The 20,619-nt window shown below is 63.7% G+C and carries 15 protein-coding genes; 11 read left to right on the forward strand and 4 right to left on the reverse strand.

The features are described from left to right. Positions 1-62 precede the first annotated feature (62 nt). Entirely contained in the window at positions 63-752 is a 690-nt protein-coding gene (locus tag HNO79_RS07260) for a YfdX family protein (RefSeq protein ID WP_010516230.1), read from the forward strand. A gap of 55 nt (positions 753-807) precedes the next feature. Here HNO79_RS07260 and HNO79_RS07265 read toward each other — a convergent pair whose 3' ends face one another. Then, entirely contained in the window at positions 808-1,275 is a 468-nt protein-coding gene (locus HNO79_RS07265) for a hypothetical protein (RefSeq protein WP_154220799.1), read from the reverse strand. Positions 1,276-1,429: 154 nt separating this feature from the next. After that, entirely contained in the window at positions 1,430-1,789 is a 360-nt protein-coding gene (locus tag HNO79_RS07270; protein ID WP_214176804.1) for a hypothetical protein, read from the reverse strand. Between the two features lie 242 nt (positions 1,790-2,031). Here HNO79_RS07270 and HNO79_RS07275 point away from each other — a divergent pair, with 242 nt between their 5' ends. After that, positions 2,032-2,565 (forward strand): DUF4142 domain-containing protein, encoded by a 534-nt coding sequence (locus HNO79_RS07275; protein WP_048855968.1) that lies wholly within the window; start codon positions 2,032-2,034, stop codon positions 2,563-2,565. 39 nt (positions 2,566-2,604) lie between these two features. On the opposite strand, the gene HNO79_RS07280 is transcribed toward HNO79_RS07275, so the two are convergent. Next, positions 2,605-3,006, reverse strand: a complete 402-nt coding sequence (locus HNO79_RS07280) for a hypothetical protein (RefSeq protein WP_214165133.1) — start codon at positions 3,004-3,006, stop codon at positions 2,605-2,607. Between the two features lie 61 nt (positions 3,007-3,067). On the opposite strand from HNO79_RS07280, the gene HNO79_RS17395 reads away from it, so the two are divergent. Both HNO79_RS17395 and HNO79_RS07285 read left to right on the forward strand, forming a co-directional pair. Further along, on the forward strand, positions 3,068-3,427 hold the full coding sequence (locus HNO79_RS17395) for an urease accessory protein UreD (protein WP_253735561.1): 360 nt from the start codon (positions 3,068-3,070) through the stop codon (positions 3,425-3,427). Continuing rightward, positions 3,408-3,866, forward strand: coding sequence for an urease accessory protein UreD (locus HNO79_RS07285; RefSeq protein WP_253735562.1), 459 nt, complete (start codon positions 3,408-3,410; stop codon positions 3,864-3,866). Before HNO79_RS17395 ends, HNO79_RS07285 begins: the two co-directional genes overlap by 20 nt. A gap of 80 nt (positions 3,867-3,946) precedes the next feature. Here the strand turns inward: HNO79_RS07285 and mgrA are convergent, their stop codons facing one another. Beyond that, positions 3,947-4,972 carry an L-glyceraldehyde 3-phosphate reductase gene (gene mgrA, locus HNO79_RS07290; protein ID WP_010513377.1) on the reverse strand — a complete coding sequence of 342 codons (1,026 nt, stop codon included), beginning with the start codon at positions 4,970-4,972 and terminating at the stop codon, positions 3,947-3,949. 221 nt (positions 4,973-5,193) lie between these two features. Here mgrA and glgP point away from each other — a divergent pair, with 221 nt between their 5' ends. The 7 genes from glgP to treY all read left to right on the forward strand — a co-directional run bounded on the left by glgP (position 5,194) and on the right by treY (position 20,543). Next, positions 5,194-7,701 (forward strand): alpha-glucan family phosphorylase, encoded by a 2,508-nt coding sequence (gene glgP / locus HNO79_RS07295; protein ID WP_214165069.1) that lies wholly within the window; start codon positions 5,194-5,196, stop codon positions 7,699-7,701. A gap of 228 nt (positions 7,702-7,929) precedes the next feature. Further along, positions 7,930-9,555: a glycogen synthase GlgA gene (gene glgA, locus HNO79_RS07300; RefSeq protein ID WP_214165070.1), complete on the forward strand. Its 1,626-nt coding sequence runs from the start codon at positions 7,930-7,932 to the stop codon at positions 9,553-9,555. Positions 9,556-9,610: 55 nt separating this feature from the next. Beyond that, positions 9,611-11,830, forward strand: a complete 2,220-nt coding sequence (gene glgB, locus HNO79_RS07305) for a 1,4-alpha-glucan branching protein GlgB (protein WP_214165071.1) — start codon at positions 9,611-9,613, stop codon at positions 11,828-11,830. Then, entirely contained in the window at positions 11,827-13,965 is a 2,139-nt protein-coding gene (glgX, locus tag HNO79_RS07310) for a glycogen debranching protein GlgX (protein WP_214165072.1), read from the forward strand. Before glgB ends, glgX begins: the two co-directional genes overlap by 4 nt. Next, complete coding sequence (gene treZ, locus HNO79_RS07315) at positions 13,962-15,740, forward strand: malto-oligosyltrehalose trehalohydrolase (protein WP_214165073.1); 1,779 nt, start codon at positions 13,962-13,964, stop codon at positions 15,738-15,740. Before glgX ends, treZ begins: the two co-directional genes overlap by 4 nt. Then, positions 15,733-17,805: a 4-alpha-glucanotransferase gene (gene malQ, locus HNO79_RS07320; RefSeq protein ID WP_214165123.1), complete on the forward strand. Its 2,073-nt coding sequence runs from the start codon at positions 15,733-15,735 to the stop codon at positions 17,803-17,805. Before treZ ends, malQ begins: the two co-directional genes overlap by 8 nt. Beyond that, entirely contained in the window at positions 17,802-20,543 is a 2,742-nt protein-coding gene (treY, locus tag HNO79_RS07325; RefSeq protein WP_214165074.1) for a malto-oligosyltrehalose synthase, read from the forward strand. Before malQ ends, treY begins: the two co-directional genes overlap by 4 nt. Positions 20,544-20,619 lie beyond the last annotated feature (76 nt).

The following is a 20,619-nucleotide window of genomic DNA, read 5'->3' on the forward strand; positions in this document are numbered from 1 at the left end:
CCGGATGGGATCAGCGATCGGGCTGATCAGTGACCTGACATGTTTGCGAAAAAAGGAAAATCATGCGTCTTATTGCTTCACTGGCCGTCGTGACCGGACTGGTTGCAGCGCCACTTGGCGCGCATGCGGCATCGCTGCATACGGACTGGGAAAAATACAAGGCAACCCGTGCGTTCAATCATCTGTCCGCTGATGGCCAGCGCGCGATGGCTGATATCCTGAATGCAAAGCAGATCCTGGATGCAGGCCAGACCGATGCCGCCATTCCCGCGCTGTATGACGCGACAAAGCGCCTGACCGCCGCGGGTAAGGCAAATGGCAAATTCATGGCCGCTGAAAACAGCCTGCAGCCAGCCCCCCAGCATCCCGCCCCCAGCGGGCATGTAGCGGGCACGACGCCGGTCGCGTGGGTGCCTGTTGGTGGTGAAGTCATTGGCAGCGAAACACTGGCGCCGGAAAAGAAGGCCGCCATTTCCACCGCCAATGACCAGCTGAAGGCAGGCAAGACCCAGCAGGCCGCGCAGACGCTGCAGGTCGTAGCGGAAGATGCCGACTTCATCATGGCGATCGCACCGCTGGACCAGACACTGGGCGCGGTAAACCGTGCCACGGTCTTTACCGAGGCGCGCCACCCGCAGGACGCATCGGCAGCACTGCAGCAGGTTCTCGACAGCCTTGTTTTCGTATCGGAAGACTTTGCAGAAACGGCCATTCCCGATCAGGGGCAAAAGCAGGCCCCAACCGGTAAATAACCGACCAGCCCGACCGGGCGTCCCGCCATGTGCAGGGACGCCCGGATACGGGGCGTTATTCCTCCCCGCCCACTTTTTTCTTCTTGCGTTCGGCATCCACGCTCAGGCGCTGGAACACGCCAAGGGATATGACAATCATCGTCGCCACCACCAGCAGGCTGGCGGGATACAGGATATCGGATGGCGCGCCGGTATTGGTTTCAAAAACCCCAACCAGTCCTTCTATGAATACCGCGATGATGATGGTGGTAATGAATTTGGTCAGGCTGGCACGTGCTTCGCCCAGGCTTTTCTTGCCACTTGTCTGTATGACCTCCTCTTCGACGAAATATTTCGCCACGTCAAATACCGCGACTGCAATCACGACATAGCTTATGGCCTGCAATATGGCGTTCCGGCCCGCATGCCATGAATGGCCCAGCGCGGACAGCAGGTTGACCATGCCGAATGTCAGCAGCAGGAGCGCCAGCAGCATGAGCATGACACTTGCGCAGGCAAAGGCGAAGCGTGACAGATGTTGCATTGAGTGGTTCCGTTATTCCTGTGGGCGGGTTGCGCAGGTATCCCTTCGGGCCGGGTGCGTCCGTCGCTGCGCTGACAGTCATATCCTGTCTTTTCACATGCTTCCCGCCCGCAACGGTTTCAAGGGAGGAATGGGGGACGTCCCGGTTTTTATATTATGAACCTGATATCCAATTCATAAACCAATGATGTAATATTATTTTTTTATTTTGATGGATGGTGCCGGAACCGTCCATGTCCTGTTCCGTTGATCTGTTCACAGCGTAGGTATGCAGGATTGCTTCCCGATCACGGCCCCGAATGGGACCGGGGAAAAACAAGGATCTTATTAAGGCAACCGCGCTGTAAAAAGGTGAACGATCATGGTTTATCGCATCAACCAGCGCGAACGCATCAGTCTGACAGCAATGACCTTTGCCGACCGTCATGGCGGCGCGGCTGCGCATATGCCGGGCAACTGCGTCGATGCCCCCCGGCATATGGCAATAGCCGACTGCCGTTACGATGCGGGCCACGGCCGCGAAAAATCCTGAACAGAACGGGCGGTCCCTTTACGGGGTCCGCTTTTTTTGGGGGAACCGGCAGCCCGCCCGTATGGTCTGATGCAGCCGACGGTGCCCCCCGTTTTCCATACCTGATCTGTCTGGCCCGGATACTTACGAACCTGCCGGGCAGCATGGTCCCTGTGCCGACCTGCCGCGATGGCGGGGCCGTTGCGCGCGATCATGTCCGTTTTCAACCATCTGGAGGAATCCCAATGAAGAAAAGCATGATGGCAATGCTGGGGTTGGCGATATGCATGTCCGCTCCCGCCGTGGCGCAGTCCATACCCGAAAAGACGGGGGTCAATTCCCTTATGGGCATTGCCCCGCGGACCGAGGATTTCATCAAGCTTGCCACAATCAGCGACATGTTTGAAATCCAGTCCAGCGAACTGGCGCTGCAGGGCAACAGCCCGGCCCTGTCGTCATTTGCCACGCGAATGGTCGAGGACCATAAAAAGACATCCGCCGCCCTGCAGGATCTTCTGCGCAGCGGTAATGTGCAGGTACAGCCACCGACCGCGCTTGATGAAAGCCACCAGGACGAACTTGACAAGCTCAAGGGCCTGCATGGGCGGGACTTCGCGCTACAGTACAGAACGGACCAGATTTCGGGGCACGAGGATGCCGTCTCCCTGTTCCGTCGCTATGCTGAACATGGTGAAAACGCATCCCTGAAAACATGGGCGAGCAATACATTGCCCATGCTTGAAAATCATCTGCGGGCGGCAAAGTCCCTTCCGCAATAGATGACGGGATATCGTGTTCGTCCCATGCTGCCCCGTTGGCTACACCTTTCCGCAATGCATGATGCTGAACCCGGATATCGGGCAAAGGATGGTTCCAATGAAGTATTCATCCGACGGAAATCCGCGCGACGGGCGTGCGCCTGTCAATCCCACCAACGCGCCGCCATTCACGACGCGTGAACAGAAACGGCATGGTTTTATTGTTGGGTGCATGGTCGTCTTCTTTGTCACGCTGATCGCCATGGTATGCTGGTTCTTTCCACAGATCCCGCTACCCAGATTTTGATACACTGACATGAACATGACGTCATGCATGATGCGAATGCCGGCCAGATACAGGGTCGGCATCCGTTCAGTTCCTGCTGCATCTACCTGATCCATCCCGATATCATCGACCCGACCGGACGCCCCGTGCGGCGTGTCCTGTGCAATTTTACGCAACGGACCTGTCATGCAGGGTCTGTAAGGTTACGGTGGTCGGATCTGGATGGAAGTGGAGTTTGTGATTACGCCTCTCCAGCGTGCAGGAGGGCGGTTCGGTCTGGACGTCAGGGCCGAGGGTTCGCTTACGCGCATGGCCCACCTGGAGCAGGCGGGGCGCTGCCGCCTGCTTTTTTCGCGTATTGCGGGACAGGGGATGGAGGCCGCGATCGTCAACATGTCCGGTAGCGTTGCCGCAGGCGAGCGCATCGAGGGTCATCTTGCCTGTGGCGAGGGGACGGACCTGCTGGTGACATCGCAGGCGGCGGAGCGAATCTATCGCGCCCGTCCTGATGACGCGCCTGCTGAAATCGCGGTCTCGTGCCATGTTGCCGCCAATGCGCGGCTGGAATGGCTTCCGCATGGCACGATCTTCCTTTGATGGCAGCCGCCTTCACCGTCACATGGCGGTGGACATGGCAGGCTCCGCCTCCTTCCTTTTTTTGGAAAACCGGATATTCGGCCGCCAGGGCTCGGGTGAGCATCTATTGCGGCTGGACTGCACGGATGTTTCGGCCCTGCTGGCGCAACCCGCCGTCATGGGCGGACAGGGGGCTGTCGCGACGCTGGTGCTGGTCAGCCCGCAGGCCATGGTCGTGCTGCCCGCGCTACGGCTGCGGCTGACTGCCCTCGAATGTGCGGGGGTTGCCGCATCCGCATGGAATGACATGCTGGTGGCAAGGGGGCTGGGCCCCGGCGGGCGGCCATTGGATGTTGCGGTGCGGCACATCCTGCCCGTGCAGGACCGTGGCAAGGTCGTGCTGGCGGGGCAGGCGTGTGATCTCGTGGCGGAGGATGTCCGCTCCCACATCACGATCTGATCCGGCAGGACCGCCAGAAGGGCGCGGATATGGCAGGCGCGCCCATCATCTTCCGCCGTCCTGCCGGTGCGTGGTCCGTTTTACAGCGTGCTGACCGTGCGCCACAGGTCGATTTTCCCGTCCCGCGCGTACCGGTCGATCAGGGCGAGTTCATCCGTGCTGAAGGACTGGTTCGCCAGCGCATCCAGCGAATTGTCCAGTTGGGCGACATTGCGCGCGCCGATCAGGGCGGATGTCACGCGCGGGTCGCGCAGCACCCACGCAATGGCCATCTGCGCCAGGCTCTGCCCACGTTTTGCGGCAATATCGTTCAGTGCGCGGACATGGGACAGGTTGTCCTCGCTCAACATGTCGCGGCTGAAGGAGGAACCGGCCGTCGCACGTGATCCTTCCGGTACGCCATGGAGGTACTTATTGGTCAGCAGCCCCTGCGCCAGTGGCGAAAACGCAATGCATCCCACCCCCAGTTCCGCCAGCGTATCCAGCAGGGAGACCTCGATCCAGCGGTTCAGCAGGGAATAGGACGGCTGGTGGATCAGTAGCGGCACGCCTTCCGCGCGCAGCAGTTCGGCGGCTTCGCGCGTGCGTTCGGGGCTGTAGGACGAGATGCCGACATACAGCGCCTTGCCCTGACGGACCAGCTGCACAAGCGCGCCGACCGTTTCCTCCAGCGGGACATCGGGGGTGGGGCGGTGTGAATAGAAAATATCCACATAATCCAGTTCCATCCGCTTCAGGCTCTGCTCGGCGGAGGCAAGGATATGCTTGCGCGATCCACCTTCCCCATACGGGCCGGGCCACATGTCCCATCCCGCCTTGGACGAAATGATCAGTTCATCGCGGTGTGCCGCAAGGTCGTGTTTCAGGATCTTGCCGAAATTTTCCTCGGCCGATCCGTAAGGGGGACCATAATTGTTCGCCAGGTCAAAATGTGTCACTCCCCGGTCAAATGCCCGGCGGATCACCGCGCGCCCGGTTTCGAACACGTCCTCCCCACCAAAATTGTGCCACAGCCCCAGCGATATGGGCGGCAGGCTTATCCCGGAATGGCCGCAGCGGCGGAACTGGGCATGTGCATATCGCTGTGTATCAGGAACCCATGTCACGGTCGGTCCTCCTTCTGTCAGGTGGGGATATAAAAAGGGAACTGATTGATCCCGCATGACCCGGCCCCTGTCCAGAGGGTGGGGACAGGAATTGATTGCGCGTGACCGCAGACCAGCCATGGCAACGGGCCGCGTGCAACCGCCCCGGACCGTGCGCGTTCGCCCCGTAATGGGCAGGGATCCACCACCGGGATGTTCGCCTCCAGCACGAATGTAGCGCCATGAGCGATATGACGGCACCATGCAATACCAGTGGGGAACAGGCGGTGACCGATCTGGCGCTGGACCTGCACTGGACATGGAATCACGCCACCGACCGGCTGTGGCGGCAGCTTGCGCCCGATATATGGGATCATACGCGCAACGCATGGGCCGTGCTGCTCAATACGCCACGCAGCCGCCTGCGCGCCCTGCTGGCCACGCCCGATTTTCGTGACATGCTTGACCAGCTGGTGCGCGCCCATGCCGAAAGCCGGGAAAAACCGGCATGGTTCACGCAGGCCTGCACCATGGCGCCGCCGCCCACCATTGCCTATTTCAGCATGGAATACATGCTGGACGAGGCCCTGCCCATCTATTCCGGTGGGCTGGGGAACGTGGCGGGTGACCAGCTGAAGGCCGCCAGCGACCTTGGCGTGCCGGTCGTGGCGGTGGGGCTGCTGTATGCGCAGGGATACTTCCGGCAGGGCTTTTCCGCAACGGGACAGCAGGAAGCCCTGTATCCCATCAACGATCCCGCCCAGTTGCCGATTACCCCCGTATGTGATGGCAATGGCGACCGGCTGCGCGTGCCCTTCCGTATCGCCACGGGGCAGATCTGGCTGCGCGCATGGCGTGCGCGGGTGGGCAGGACGGTCCTTTACCTGCTGGACACCAATGACCCCGACAATCCGCCCGCCATCCGCTGCATTACCACCCAGCTTTATGGTGGCGACGACACCCTGCGCCTGCGCCAGGAAATGGTGCTGGGCATAGGGGGGTGGCGCCTGCTGCGCGTGCTGGGCCTGCGGCCGGATGTCTGCCACCTTAATGAAGGCCATGCCGCCTTCGCTGCCCTTGAACGCGCCTGCGGGCTGATGGAGGATCTTGGCATCCCCTTTGTCCATGCCCTGACCATCGCCCGCGCAGGTACGGTCTTCACCACCCATACTGCCGTGCCTGCCGGATTTGACCGCTTTGCCCCCGAACTGGTCCGGCGGCATCTGGACTTTTACGCCTGTCATGACCTGCGTACGGACATTGCCGAAATTCTTGCGCTCGGACAGGGGGAAGGCGCGGCCCCTGATGCACCCTTTAACATGGCCTGGCTGGCGCTGCGCGTCAGTGGCGCGGTCAATGCCGTCAGCCGCCTGCATGAACAGGTCAGCCGCGCCCTGTTCAACCCGCAGTTTCCCCGTTGGCCGCAGGGCGAGGTACCGGTTTCCCATGTCACCAACGGGGTGCATGTGCCCACGTGGGACAGCGCCGCCGCCGATGCCCTGTGGACCAGCGCCACGGGCAAGGACCGCTGGCTTGGTACGCTGGAGGAAGTGGAGCACGGCGTCCGCGCCATTCCCGACCATGATCTGTGGCACAGCCGCATGCAGGCCCGCGCGGCACTGGTGGGGTTCATGGTGGGCCAGCACAGCGCGCGGGCCTGCTTCATGGGCGGGCGGCATGAATGCGGCATGCCACCGCCAGCATTTGGCCCGGATGTCCTGACCATCGGGTTCGCGCGGCGTTTCGCCACCTACAAGCGTCCGGACCTGCTGCTGCATGACCCCGACAGGCTGGCCCGTATCCTGACCCGCGCGGACCGGCCCGCGCAGCTGGTGATCGCGGGCAAGGCGCATCCGCGCGACATGGCGGGGCAGGCGCTGATTACCCGGTGGATGGAGTTTATCCGCCGCCCCGACGTGCAGGGACATGCGACCTTTCTGGTGGATTATGACATGTCCATTGCGCGACGGCTGGTGGAAGGGGTGGATCTGTGGATCAATACCCCCCTGCGCCCATGGGAAGCCTGTGGCACCAGCGGCATGAAGGTTCTTGTCAATGGCGGTCTGAACGTGTCCGAACCCGACGGGTGGTGGGCGGAAGCGGGCGCGCCGGATGTAGGCTGGGTCATTGGCGACGGCATGGACCATGGCGAGGGCCCGTCGCGCGACGCCCATGATGCGGACAGCCTGTACACCCTGCTGGAACATGAAATCGTCCCCCTGTTTTACCAGCGCGACGGGGAAGGGGTGCCACGGGACTGGGTTGCGATCATGCGTGAAAGCATGGCGCGGCTGACCCCGCGTTTTTCAGCCAACAGGGCGGTGCGGCACTATACGCACGGGTTTTATCTGCCTGCTGCCGCCGCCTATCGCGCGCGGCTGGCTGATGGTGGGGCAAAAGCAGCCGACATCGGGCGCTGGCGGCAGGCAATGGCGGCGGGATGGGCGGACATACGCTTTGGCACGTTGCAGGTGACGCGCGTGGCGGATCGCTGGCGTATCCATGTTGACCTTCATCTGGGGTCGATTACGCCCGATATGGTGCGGGTCCAGCTTTATGCTGATGTCCCCGCCGGCTCCCCCATCGTCGTGCCCATGACAGCGGGGGCTGGCGGACGGGACGGGTCTGTGTCCTATGACGCGGAGGTGGACGCCAGTCGGCCTGCAACGGATTACACGCCACGGGTCACGGGTTTTCATCCCGATGTGTCCATTCCGCTGGAAGCGTCCTTCATCGCATGGCAGAAATAGACATGATGGCCACCGGCGTAAAATAATAACTTCGGACCTGTATTTGGTCATGTCGCCACATAATTGCCGTTTTATTATCTTCGGGCTATTTTTGAATATTTCAAAGTAATAACGTAGCGGCCGCATGATCACATAACCGTGTAGGTGAGACCATGCCGGTAATGACCCGTTAACTGTCACAGAACCAGAAAATATGACCGGTTTTTCCCCCTGCAAGGAAACAGGCCGATGGTCCGTGCGGTTACCCCTTTCTTTTCCCCGATCCGGCTGCTGTCCGTCACGGCAGAGATGTTTCCCTTCGTCAAGACAGGGGGGCTTGGTGACGTAACGGGGTCGCTGCCCATGGCGCTTGCGCCCTATGGTGTCATGGTTACGACGCTGCTGCCCGGTTATCCCGCCGTCATGGCGGCGGCGCGCGAACGGCGGGTGGTTGCCCATATGGACAGCCTGCTGGGACATGCCGCCACGCTTTGGTCCGCCACAGTGGACGGGCTGGACCTGCTGATCCTTGACGCGCCCGCCCTGTTTGACCGTCCGGGCAACCCGTATATGTGCCCCGATGGGCAGGACTGGCCCGATAACGGCATCCGTTTCGCGGTCCTGTCGCGCATGGCCGCCGATATCGCGCAGGGCCGGATCGACCAGTACCGACCCGACATCGTGCAGGCGCATGACTGGCAGGCCGGCCTTGTGGCGGCCTACCTGTATCATGACGGCATCGCGCTGGGCACGCCGCGCCCGCCCGTTGTCCAGACCATTCACAACCTAGCCTTCCAGGGGCGCTTCCCCGCGTCCTGCCTGTCGGAATTCGGCCTGCCGCCCGGGGCGTTTTCGGTCGAAGGGTGCGAGTGCTATGGCGCGATCAGCTTTCTCAAGGCCGGGCTGTACCATGCCGACCGGATCACCACCGTTTCCCCCAGCTACGCGCAGGAAATCCAGACACCCGAAGGCGGCATGGGGCTGGACGGCCTGCTGCGCCACCGCAGCGACCGGCTGGAGGGCATCCTGAACGGCATCAGCACCGATACGTGGAATCCGGCCAGTGATCCCGCGGTCCATTTTCCCTACGTCGTGGGGGACATGATCGGGCGCGCGCCCAACAAGCGTGACCTGCAGGCGGAATTCGGCCTGTGGGCGGACCCGAATGCATTCGTGATCGGCATTGTCAGTCGCTTGACCGCGCAGAAGGGCATCGACCTGCTGGCTGATGTCATGCCACGGCTGCTCGCGGGCAATACCCAGATCATTGTGGTGGGGGAGGGGGATCGGGAAATCGAACGCGGCCTTGCCGCCCTGCATCGGCAGTATTCCGGGCGGTTTGCCTGCCATATCGGGTATAGCGAGGTACTGGGCCACCGCGTGCCCGCTGGCGTGGATGCCCTGCTTATCCCCTCGCGGTTTGAACCCTGCGGGCTGACCCAGCTTGGTGCGCTGCATTACGGGGCCGTACCGATTGCATCGCGCGTGGGTGGCCTGGCCGATACCATTGTGGATGCCAATCCTGCTGCTCTGGCGCGTGGTGGGGCGACGGGCTTCCTGTTCACGCCGGTGGATGGGGAGACGCTGGTCGCCGGCGTCGCGCGGGCCCGCACGCTGTACCGGCGCAACCGCCCGGCCTGGCGGCAGCTTCAGCTGAATGGCGCGGGATACGACGTGTCGTGGAATGACAAGGCGGCGCATTACGTCATGCTGTTTGCCGAAGCCCTGGGCATGGATATGTCGTCGCCTGCGGCATCCAACGTGATCTGCCTGCCCGGCGGGGCGGATATGGGCGTGCGCCTGCGCGAAGGCCGCAGGCGCACGATCGCCCGCAGGCCACCGCGCCTGTCCCGCCCGCTGGCTGCGCCGTACTGATGGCGCGCGCCACCCAACCGCGTCACGACATGGACATGATGATAAAGGCCCCGGCATGAGGATCAGGCACGATGCAGCCCATTATTCCCTTCCAGAAGGCGTTGATGACCTGGTGCATGGACGCAGTAGTGACCCGTTTTCCATCCTTGGCCGACATAATATGGGCAAGGTCGATGTTGTCCGCGTCCTGTACCATGACGCGGCACGCGTAAGGCTGGTGGTGGAGCGCCCGCGCTCGGGTGCTACGGAACGGCCCATGCGGCGCATGGGCGATACCGGGCTGCATATCGGCACGATCCCTGCCGGTGCGCGTTATCACCTGAAGATCGTATGGGCCGACGCGGTGGAGGAAACGGCTGACCCTTACGCCTTCGGCCTGCTGTTGGATGAAGCGGACCTGCGGCTGTTTTCCGAAGGGCGGCACCCGCATCTCGACCGTGTCATGGGTGCGCAGCCCATGGTGGTGGACGGGACGCCGGGCGTGCGCTTTGCCGTATGGGCGCCCAATGCGCGGCGGGTATCGGTCATTGGTGACTTCAATTTCTGGGATGGCAGGCGCCATCTCATGCGTCTGCGCCATGGGGCGGGGGTATGGGAACTGTTCATTCCCGGACTTGGCTCCGGGGAGCGGTACAAATTCGAGATCATGACGCGTGAGGGGCATATCCTGCCGCAGAAGGCAGATCCCTTCGCCCGTTTTGCCGAACGCCCCCCGGCAACCGCGTCCGTCATCGCATCGGCGGCGGCATTTGCGTGGCAGGACCATGAATGGATGGAAAAGCGCGCGGCACGGCAGGGGGAAGATGCGCCGGTGTCCATATATGAACTGCATGTCCCCTCATGGCGCAGGCCGCAGGGCGACCCCGACCGTATCGTGACATGGCGGGAACTGGCGGCGGAACTGATCCCGTACGTGCTGGCGACGGGGTTTACGCATGTGGAACTCATGCCTGTTACGGAATATCCCTTTGGCGGGTCATGGGGGTACCAGCCGCTGGGCCTGTTCGCGCCATCCGCGCGACACGGGACACCGGCGGATTTCGCGGCTTTTGTCGATGAATGCCACCGTGCGGGCATTGGCGTGATACTGGACTGGGTGCCGGCCCATTTTCCCAATGATGCCCACGGTCTGGTCAGTTTTGACGGCTGTGCGCTGTATGAACACCAGGACCCGCGTGAAGGCGTGCACCGGGACTGGAACACCCATATCTATAACCTTGGCCGGCACGAAGTGCGTGGCTTCCTGATCGCCAGTGCGCTGATGTGGCTGGAACGCTTCCATATCGACGGCCTGCGGGTCGATGCGGTGGCGTCCATGCTGTACCGGGACTACAGCCGCAGGGACGGGGAATGGATACCCAACATACATGGCGGCCGTGAAAACCTGGAGGCCGTGGCCTTCCTGCAGCAGCTGAACCAGACGGTGCGCGACACCATTCCCGACGCCATTACGGTGGCGGAGGAATCAACCGCCTGGCCCGGCGTCACGCGGCCGGTGGAACAGGGGGGGCTGGGCTTTTCCTATAAATGGAACATGGGCTGGATGCATGACAGCCTGCGGTTTTTTGCCCGTGATCCGCTATGGCGGAGCTATCACCTGTCTGAAATCCTGTTTGGGCTGCACTATGCCTTCAGCGAACGGTTCATCCTGTGCCTGTCGCATGACGAGGTCACGCACGGCAAGGGATCACTGCTGGCGCGCATGCCCGGTGACAACTGGCAGCGTCACGCCAGCATGCGTCTGTTCCTTGCCTTCATGTGGGCGCATCCGGGCAAGAAGCTTATTTTCATGGGCATTGAATTCGCGCAGGAAAGCGAGTGGTCGCATGACGGTCAGCCGGAATGGCATATCCTGTCCGACCCGTTCAAGTCCGGCATGCGACAGCTGGTGACCGACCTGAACCACACGTACCGCGCGTTACCCGCGCTTCATGCGCGCGACTGCGACCCGGCGGGTTTTGCATGGGTCATTGGCGATGATACGGTCAATACGGTCATTGCGTGGCTGCGCTTCGCCCCCGGCCATGTGCCGGTCCTTGTCGTGCTCAACATGACACCGGTTGTCCGCCACGACTACCGCGTTGGGGTGCCGGTCGGCGGGCAGTGGCGCGAGTGTCTCAATTCCGACGCCACCGATTACGGTGGCAGCGGGGTGGGGAACGGGGGATACGTCATGGCGACGGATCATGCAGCCCATGGGCACCCGTGTTCGTGCGCGCTGACGCTGCCGCCACTGGCCGCGCTGTACCTGCATCCGGCAGGGGTGGTGGCATGATGCGTTTTCCGTCATCGCTCCTGCCCGGAACACCCACGCGGCTTGGGGCCCACTGGGATGGCATGGGCGTCAATTTCGCGGTGTTTTCCGCCAATGCGCAGCAGATCGACCTGTGCCTGTTCGACCCGCGCGACCGGCGCGAGATCGCACGTTTCCACCTGCCTGAATACACGGACGAAGTCTGGCACGGCTACCTGCCGGATGCGGAGCCGGGGCTGCTGTACGGCTTTCGCGCCTTCGGGCCGTATGACCCGGTCAATGGCCATCGTTTCAATCCGCACAAGCTGCTGATCGATCCCTATGCCCGCCGGCTGACCGGCCCGATTTCATGGTCGGACATGCAGTTTGGCTACCGCCTGCATTCGCCGCGTGCCGACCTGTCGTTCGACCGGCGCGACAGCGCGCCCTACATGCCGCGCTGCGTGGTGGTGAATGACGCGTACGAATGGGAGGACGATGTCCTGCCGCGCGTGCCGTGGGACCGCACCGTCATCATGGAAGCCCACGTGAAGGGGCTGACCATGCGCCGTGAAATGGAGCGCAACCCCCAGCCCGGCACGTTCCAGGCGCTGGGGGCGCCTGAAATGATCGCCCACCTGCACCGGCTGGGCGTCACCACGCTGGAACTGCTGCCCATCCAGTGCTTTGCCCCTGAACGCTATCTGCTTGAACGCGGGCTGACCAATTACTGGGGGTACAACACGCTGGCGTTTTTCGTGCCGTATGCAGGGTATCTGGCCAACGGTTCACCGCACGAACTGCGTGCGGCCATCCGGCGGTTGCACAAGGCGGGGATCGAGGTGGTGATGGACGTGGTCTACAACCATACCTGCGAAGGCAGCGAACTTGGCCCCACCCTGTGTTACCGGGGGCTGGACAACGCCATCTATTACCGTCTTGTGCCGGGGAACGAGCGGCACCTGATCAACGATACCGGGTGTGGCAATACGCTCAACCTGTCGCACCCGCGCGTGTTGCAGATGGTGCTGGATTCCCTGCGGTACTGGGCGAGTGAATTCCATGTTGATGGATTTCGCTTCGACCTGGCCCCCGTTCTGGGGCGCGAGCCGTATGGCTTCGACCCGGGATCGGGTTTTTTCGATGCGATCATACAGGATCCGGTCCTGTCCGAACGCAAGCTGATTGCCGAACCATGGGACCCGGGGCCCGGCGGCTACCAGTTTGGCAATTTCCCGCCCGGCTTTGCCGAATGGAACGACCGTTTCCGCGATACCACGCGCCGGTTCTGGCGTGGGGACGCAATGCAGCAGGGCGAAATGGCGGCCCGTATTGCCGGCTCGGGCGACCTGCTGGACAAGCGCGGGCGCAGGCCGTGGAGTTCGGTCAATATCCTGACCACGCATGACGGGTTCACGCTGGAGGATGTGGTCAGCTACGCCGGGCGGCATAATGACGCCAACAAGGAAAACGGGCAGGACGGACACGCCGAAAACTACAGCGCCAACTGGGGCGTGGAAGGGCCCAGCGACGATCCCGCCATCGTCAACCTGCGTGGCCGGGTGCAGCGCGCGATGATGGCCACCCTCATGCTGTCGCACGGCACGCCGATGCTTCTGGCGGGCGATGAATTCGGCCAGACCCAGGACGGCAACAACAACGCCTACTGTCAGGACAATCCCATAAGCTGGCTGGACTGGGATCGCGCCGCATCGCCCGAGGGGCAGGTCATGATCGGGTTCGTGGCGCGGCTTTCGGCGCTGCGCCGGGCGCATCCTTCATTGCGGGCCGCGCGTTACATGCATGGACGGCACCACCCGCTGCCCGGGCTGGCCGATATTGGCTGGTTCCGCCGTGACGGCTCGCCCATGGGGCAGGAACAGTGGGGCGAGGAAGCCTTTCACCTGCTGGGTGTTCGGCGCGCCAGCACGGACACGCATGACGGGGTGGACGTAACCTACATGCTGCTCAATCCCGGTGGCGATGACATCAGGGCCATGCTGCCTGGGCCGGAGGGTCGATGGACGATGCTGCTGGACACCACCAGCCCCGAAAAGCCTGAAACGGTGCTGGACGAAGGCACGAAGGATGTTGTCGTGCCCGCGCATGGCCTGCTGCTGCTGTCGCTTGCCCCCGATGCCGAACCTGATGCATCGCTTGGTGGGGACGCACCATGAACCGGTATTTCCAGCATCCGCGCCATGCCGGGGCGACGGTGGTGGATGGTGGGCACACGCGCTTCCGCCTGTGGGCGCCGTCATGCGATACCGTCATGCTTGAGGTGGAAGGGCACGCACCTGCCCCCATGGCGCGGCGCAAGGGGGGATGGTACGAATGTGTCTTTCCCTGCGGTCCCGGCGCGCGGTATCGCTACCGCGTCGCCCCTGACCTTGCGGTGCCCGACCCGGCGTCGTGTTACCAGCCCGATGACGTGCATGGGGCAAGCATGGTGATCGATTCAGGGGCATATGACTGGCAGTATCCCCGCTGGGCCGGGCGGCCGTGGCATGATGTCGTGATATACGAACTCCATGTCGGGGCGATGGGTGGGTACGCAGGGGTCGCGCGCGACCTGCCGCGCATTGCGGCCCTTGGGGTTACCGCCATCGAACTCATGCCCCTGTCGGAGATACCGGGCGGGCGGAACTGGGGATATGATGGCGTGCTGCCGTATGCCCCCGAATCCTCTTATGGCCATCCTGATGATCTCAAGGCGCTGGTCGATGCGGCGCACGGGCTTGGGCTTATGGTGTTCCTGGATGTGGTGTACAACCATTTCGGGCCTGACGGGAATTACCTGGCCGCCTATGCCGCCCCGTTCTTTCGTGCCGACCAGCCCACGCCCTGGGGGGCGGCCATTGATTTCCGGCAGGCGGCAGTACGGACGTTTTTTGAAGATAATGCGCTGTACTGGCTGATGGAGTTCCGTTTTGACGGGCTGCGGCTGGATGCGGTGCAGGCCATTACCGAACGTGACTGGCTGCGTGAACTGCCCGCGCGCGTCCGGGCGCGGACCGAACCGGGACGGCACGTACACTTGATCGTGGAAAACGAGAACAATGACGCGGGCCTGCTGCGCGCGGGGTATCGTGCCCAGTGGAACGATGACGCCCATAACGCCCTGCATGTCCTGCTGACGGGGGAGGATGAAGGGTATTACGGCAATTTTTCCCACGCGCCCGCGACCGCCCTTGCACGCGTGCTGGCGGAAGGGTTTGCCTTTCAGGGCGAGACATCGCCCGTTACACACCTGCCACGCGGCAGCGCCAGCGCGGATCTGCCGCCCGACCGGTTCATTATCTTCCTGCAGAACCATGACCAGATCGGCAACCGGGCGATGGGTGAACGGCTGGGTGTGCTGGCCCCGCAGCAGGCGTTGCGTGCGGCCTACGGGCTTGTGCTGCTGTGCCCGCAGATCCCCCTGCTGTTCATGGGGGAGGACTGGGGATCACGTCGTCCCTTCCTGTTCTTCACCAGCCATACGACCGAACTGGGCCGTATCGTGCGGGACGGGCGGCGTCGGGAATTTGCCGGGTTTTCGCATTTCGCTTCCCTCGAAACACGCGACACCATCCCCGATCCCAACGCGCCGGAAACCTTCACGGCGTCCCGTCCGTGCGAGGCGGAACGCACCGCACCCGACCATGTGGCGTGGACCGCCTTCATCCATGACCTTCTGGTCATCCGCCATCGCTGGATCATGCCCCGCCTGTCCGGCGCGCACGCCATGGGTGCGCAGGTGATCGGGCCGAAGGCGGTGGTGGCACGGTGGCGCATGGGCGATGGGGCGGTTCTGGGCATTGCGCTCAACCTGGATGAGGCCCCCGTGCCCATGGCCGATGCGCCGGAAGGACGGTGCCTGTACGCGCTGCCGCAGGCTGCCGGTATGACTGCAGGCAGCCTGCCACCCCATTGCGTCATGGTCCGCCTGACCGAGGTGCATGATGAATAACCGCGACCTTGTCGATCGTGCCCGCCATGTCGGGCTGAGCATGCGCTGGCGCGATGCGGCGGGGCAGATCCACCGTGTCTCCAACGAAAGCGTGCGCCGCCTGCTGGCCGTGCTGGAGGGGCATGGCGCCCCCGTTGCCGCCGGGCTGCCGCCCATGATCGTGACGGTAATGGGACAGCTGACCCCGCTGAGCCTGCCTGACGGCACGCAGGCTACCGATTTTCGGCTGGAGACGGAAACGGGGGAGGTGGTGGAAGGCCCGTTGCGTCGCATACGTGGTCGGCCGGCCCTGCCGCCGTTCCGGTCATGCGGGTATCACCACCTGTCGATCGGGCCGCATGCCACTACCCTGGCGGTGGCGCCGCCTGCCTGTCCCACCATTGACGCGCGGATGGATGGGGCAGGGGGCATGCGGCCATGGGGCGTGGGGGCACAGGTCTATGGCCTGCGTACGCCCGGTGACGGGGGGATCGGCCATCTGGGTGCGGTGGCGACCCTGTCGCGTCTTGCCGCGGCGCGGGGGGCGGACGCGCTGGCCATAAGCCCGGTCCATGCCATGTTTGCCGCGCGGCCGGACCAGTACAGTCCCTATTCACCGTCCTCGCGGCTGTTCCTCAATGTCCTGCTGGCCGATCCGCTGGCGGTGTTCGATACGGCAACCGTGCAGGCGGCGGCCCTGCGCAATGGTCGGGCCTATGTCGATACGGTCAGGATGCTGGAAGATGCGCCCCTGATCGACTGGCCGCAGGCGGCGGCCCGGCGTTATGAACTGTTGCGGCGACTGTATGAAGAACGGATCGTGCCGCACCCCCCTGCCGAACTGGCGGAATTCCGCAAGATGCGTGGCGTGGCGCTGGAACAGCACGCGGTGTTCGAAACCCTGCATGCCTATTTTTCCACCCGTGGCGGGCGTGGTGGCGACTGGCGGCAGTGGCCGGTTGCGATGCGCCGCCCCGACAGCCCGGAAGTCGCGCGGTTCGCCTATGAATTCGCCAGTGACGTGAACTTTCATGTGTTCGTGCAGTGGCTGGCCGCCAGAAGCATGGAACAGGCATGTGGCGCGGCGCGTGCCGTGGGCATGCGGATCGGGCTGGTGGCCGACATGGCGGTGGGCGTTGACCCGACGGGCAGCGAATGCTGGTCGCGGCAGCAGGAATTCCTTGTCGGTGCGTCCATCGGCGCGCCGCCCGATGCCCTCAGTCCCGTGGGGCAGGACTGGGGGCTGACCACCTTTTCCCCTGCGGGCCTGCGGGCGGGTGGCTACCGTGCCTTTATCGAAACGGTGCGCGCAGGGCTGGCGCATGCCGGGGGAATACGCATCGACCATGTCATGGCGCTGGAGCGGTTATGGGTCATACCGCAGGGCGGGACATCGGCCGAGGGGGCGTACCTGTCCTTTCCCGTGCGTGACCTCATGCGGCTTGTGGCGCTGGAAGCCGCGCGCGCCAACGCCATCGTGATTGGCGAGGATCTGGGCACGGTCACGTCCGCCTTCCGGACAATGGCGCACAAACACGGGATCATGGGCATGAACGTGCTGTTTTTCGAACGCACGCCACAGGGCGCGTTCAGGCCACCGGTAACGTGGTCGGCCAACGCCACCGCCATGACCACGACGCATGACCTGCCCACCGTGGCGGGATGGTGGCAGGGAACCGACATCGACTGGCGCGTGAAGCTGGGGCAGATGGCGCCGGGGGTGGATGGTGTCACCCTGAAGGACGAGCGTGAAAACGACCGCACCGCACTGTGGGCGGCCATGACGACCTCATCGGCCGGTCCTGCCGCCCGTAGGAAACCGGGTGCTGAAAAACCGCCCGCCACCGCCGCGGGGGCGGCGCGGGTGGTGGATGAAGCCATTGGCTTCGTCGCCCGTGCGGTATGCCCGCTGGCGGTCATTCCACTGGAGGACCTGCTGGGCCTGCATGAACAGCCCAACCTGCCCGGTACCACCAGCGGCCACCCCAACTGGTGCAGGCGGTATCCGGGCATGACCGCCACCGTGCTGTCCGGTGTGGATGCGCGCCGGCGTTTGGGGCGCCTGCGGGCGGGCAGGTCGTCATGAACAGCCGCCATGGCGCGCCATCGGTGCGGGCGACGTATCGTCTGCAGTTCCGTGGCGGGATGACGCTGGACGGTGCGACAGCGCTTGTGCCGCAGCTTGCGCGACTGGGTGTAAGCCATCTCTATGCCTCGCCGCTGCTGGCCGCGTGTCCCGGTTCCACGCATGGCTATGACACGATCCGTTATGACCGGATCGATCCCGTGCTGGGGGATGAAGCGGCGCTGGCGCGCCTGGCCGCGCGGCTGCATGCCCATGGCATGGGGCTGATCATGGATATCGTGCCCAACCACATGGCGGCGGACGGGCATAATCCGTGGTGGAGGGATGTGCTGACATGGGGACAGGCATCGGTCCACGCCAACTGGTTTGACATTGACTGGGATGTGCCGGACCCCGATCTGCATGGGCGTGTCATGCTGCCCGTTCTTGATCGCCCGTTTGATGACGTGCTGGCGGCGGGGCTGCTGGTGCTGCGCCATGATGGGGAAAGCGGGCTGTTTTTCATCCATCACCATGACCAGCGCTTTCCGCTGTGCCCCATGGGGTATGCCGGTCTGCTGGCCGCGGTGGATGCACCGGGACACCTGCTGGCGGCCTTTACCACCGTGGCAATGCGCGCACGCCCGGGGCAGGAGACGGATGCGGCGGTGGACATGCTGCGGCAATGGGCAGCGACCGGCGCGGGCAGGGTGGCCATGGCCCGGATCGCGATGATCCATGACGGCACCAACCTGTCGGGTCGGGCGCGGCTGACGGATGTGCTGGCGGAGCAGGCATGGCATCTGGCGTGGTGGCGCGAGGGGGTGTTGCGCCTGAACTGGCGGCGGTTTTTTGATATTACCGGCCTTGTCAGCCTGTGTGTCGAACGTGAAGAGGTGTTCGACGCGGTGCATGCCTATGTCCTGTCCCTGTACCGACGCGGACTGGTTGACGGGTTGCGCGTGGACCATATCGATGGATTGAGCGCGCCCGCAGTCTATTGCCAGCGCCTGCGCGCCCGGCTGGATGCCCTGACGCCCGACCGCCCGGAGGACGCATTGCCGGGCGGGGCGGTGTATGTCGAAAAGATCCTGGCCGAAGGGGAAACGCTTCCCGCCGCATGGCCGGTTGACGGCACCACGGGCTATGACTTCATGGACCAGGTATCGGCTGCGTTGCACGATTCTGACGGGGCTGGCGTGCTGGACCGGCTATGGGCCGGGTGCGGGCCGGACGCCGGTATGCCGGCCCCGATTGCTCGGGCGGCGCGCGCCTATCTGCTGGATCAGGTCTTTTGCGCGGAATTCGGCCATCTGGCAGTCCTGCTGCGCCAGTGCCTGCCTGATGAAGGCGGGTCATGGGCGGCGCAGGACATACGGCCCGCGCTGGAAAACCTGCTGCTGTGGTTTGGTCCGTACCGCACCTATTTCGGGGATGAGGCGATTCAGGACCATGGGGGGGACGCCATGGCGCTGGACAGGGCGAAACTGGCGGCCCGCCGGATTGCCACGGGCGAACAGGCCATGGTGGTGGGGGACATCGCGCGCCTGCTGTCCGCCTGTCCCGAATGGGCGCCGCCCCCTTTGGTGCGTCGGGCGCAGCAGGCGTTTGAACACCTGACCGCGCCACTGGCCGCCAAATCGCTGGAGGATACGACCTTCTACCGTTATGGCCGCCTGCTGTCGCGTAACGAAGTGGGGTCGGACCCGGCCGTAATGGGTCTGCCGGTTGCGACCTTCCATGCCTGTTGCGTGTTGCGGCAGGCACATTTTCCCCATGCGCTGCTGGCGACCGCAACCCATGACCACAAGCGGGGGGAGGATGCCCGTGCCCGCCTTGCGGTCCTGAGCACGATGCCCGCCGAATGGGAACGGCAGGTGCATGACTGGTTTGCCCATAATCACGCGGCGGGTCGCGGCGGGCCGGACCGTATTGACGAGCTGATGCTGTACCAGACGCTGGTGGGGGCGTGGCCGCTGGAGCCGTTTGCAAATGATGCGGAGCGGCTGCATTTCCGCAGGCGCATCCAGCAGTGGCAGACCAAGGCCCTGCGTGAAGCCAAGCGCCATACCGGGTGGATCAGCCCCGATACAGCATATGAGGACGCCTGCGCCGGATTTGTGGACCGCCTGCTTGATCCTGTTGTCTCAGCCCCTTTCCTGCGGCAGATGGCCGGATTTGTAGACCGTATCGCCCCGGCGGGCGCGGTGAACGGCCTTGCGCAGACCCTGCTGCGGCTGACCACGCCGGGGGTGCCGGACCTGTATCAGGGCTGTGAATTGTGGGATTTCAGCCTTGTTGATCCCGATAACCGGGTACCGGTCAATTTCGATTACCGCGCGATGCTGCTGGAACAGTCCACCAGTTTTGCCGCTGCCGCCGCGACATGGCGCACGGGGCGGGTCAAGCAGGACATGATCCGGCGCATCCTTGCATTCCGGCAGAATTATCCGGTCCTGTTTACGGATGGAACCTATGAACCCGTGGACATCGGGGGGGATGACCGGTCCCACGGCATTGCCTTCATGCGGCGGCATGGGGGGATCAGCCTGCTGGTTGTGGCCCCGCGTCTGCCATCAGGACTGGCGATCCATGCCGGGACGCTGGCCGTGGGGCGGGATGTGGATCTTTCGCTTGTCCTGCCGGACATGACCGGGCAATGGCACAGCCTGCTGGGTGATGTGCCCCGGCGGGTGACGCATCCCTTCACACGCGGGCAGGTGCCCCTGACCTGCCTTGTCCACCATGAAGGGGCATAGTGACCGGGAAACCGCCCGGACTGGTTTTCGTTCCGGCTGGTCCGTTCATTGCGGATCACATCGTGCGGAGAAAAAT

The sequence above is a fragment of the Komagataeibacter oboediens genome (genome assembly GCF_018491655.1).
GTDB lineage: Bacteria > Pseudomonadota > Alphaproteobacteria > Acetobacterales > Acetobacteraceae > Komagataeibacter > Komagataeibacter oboediens.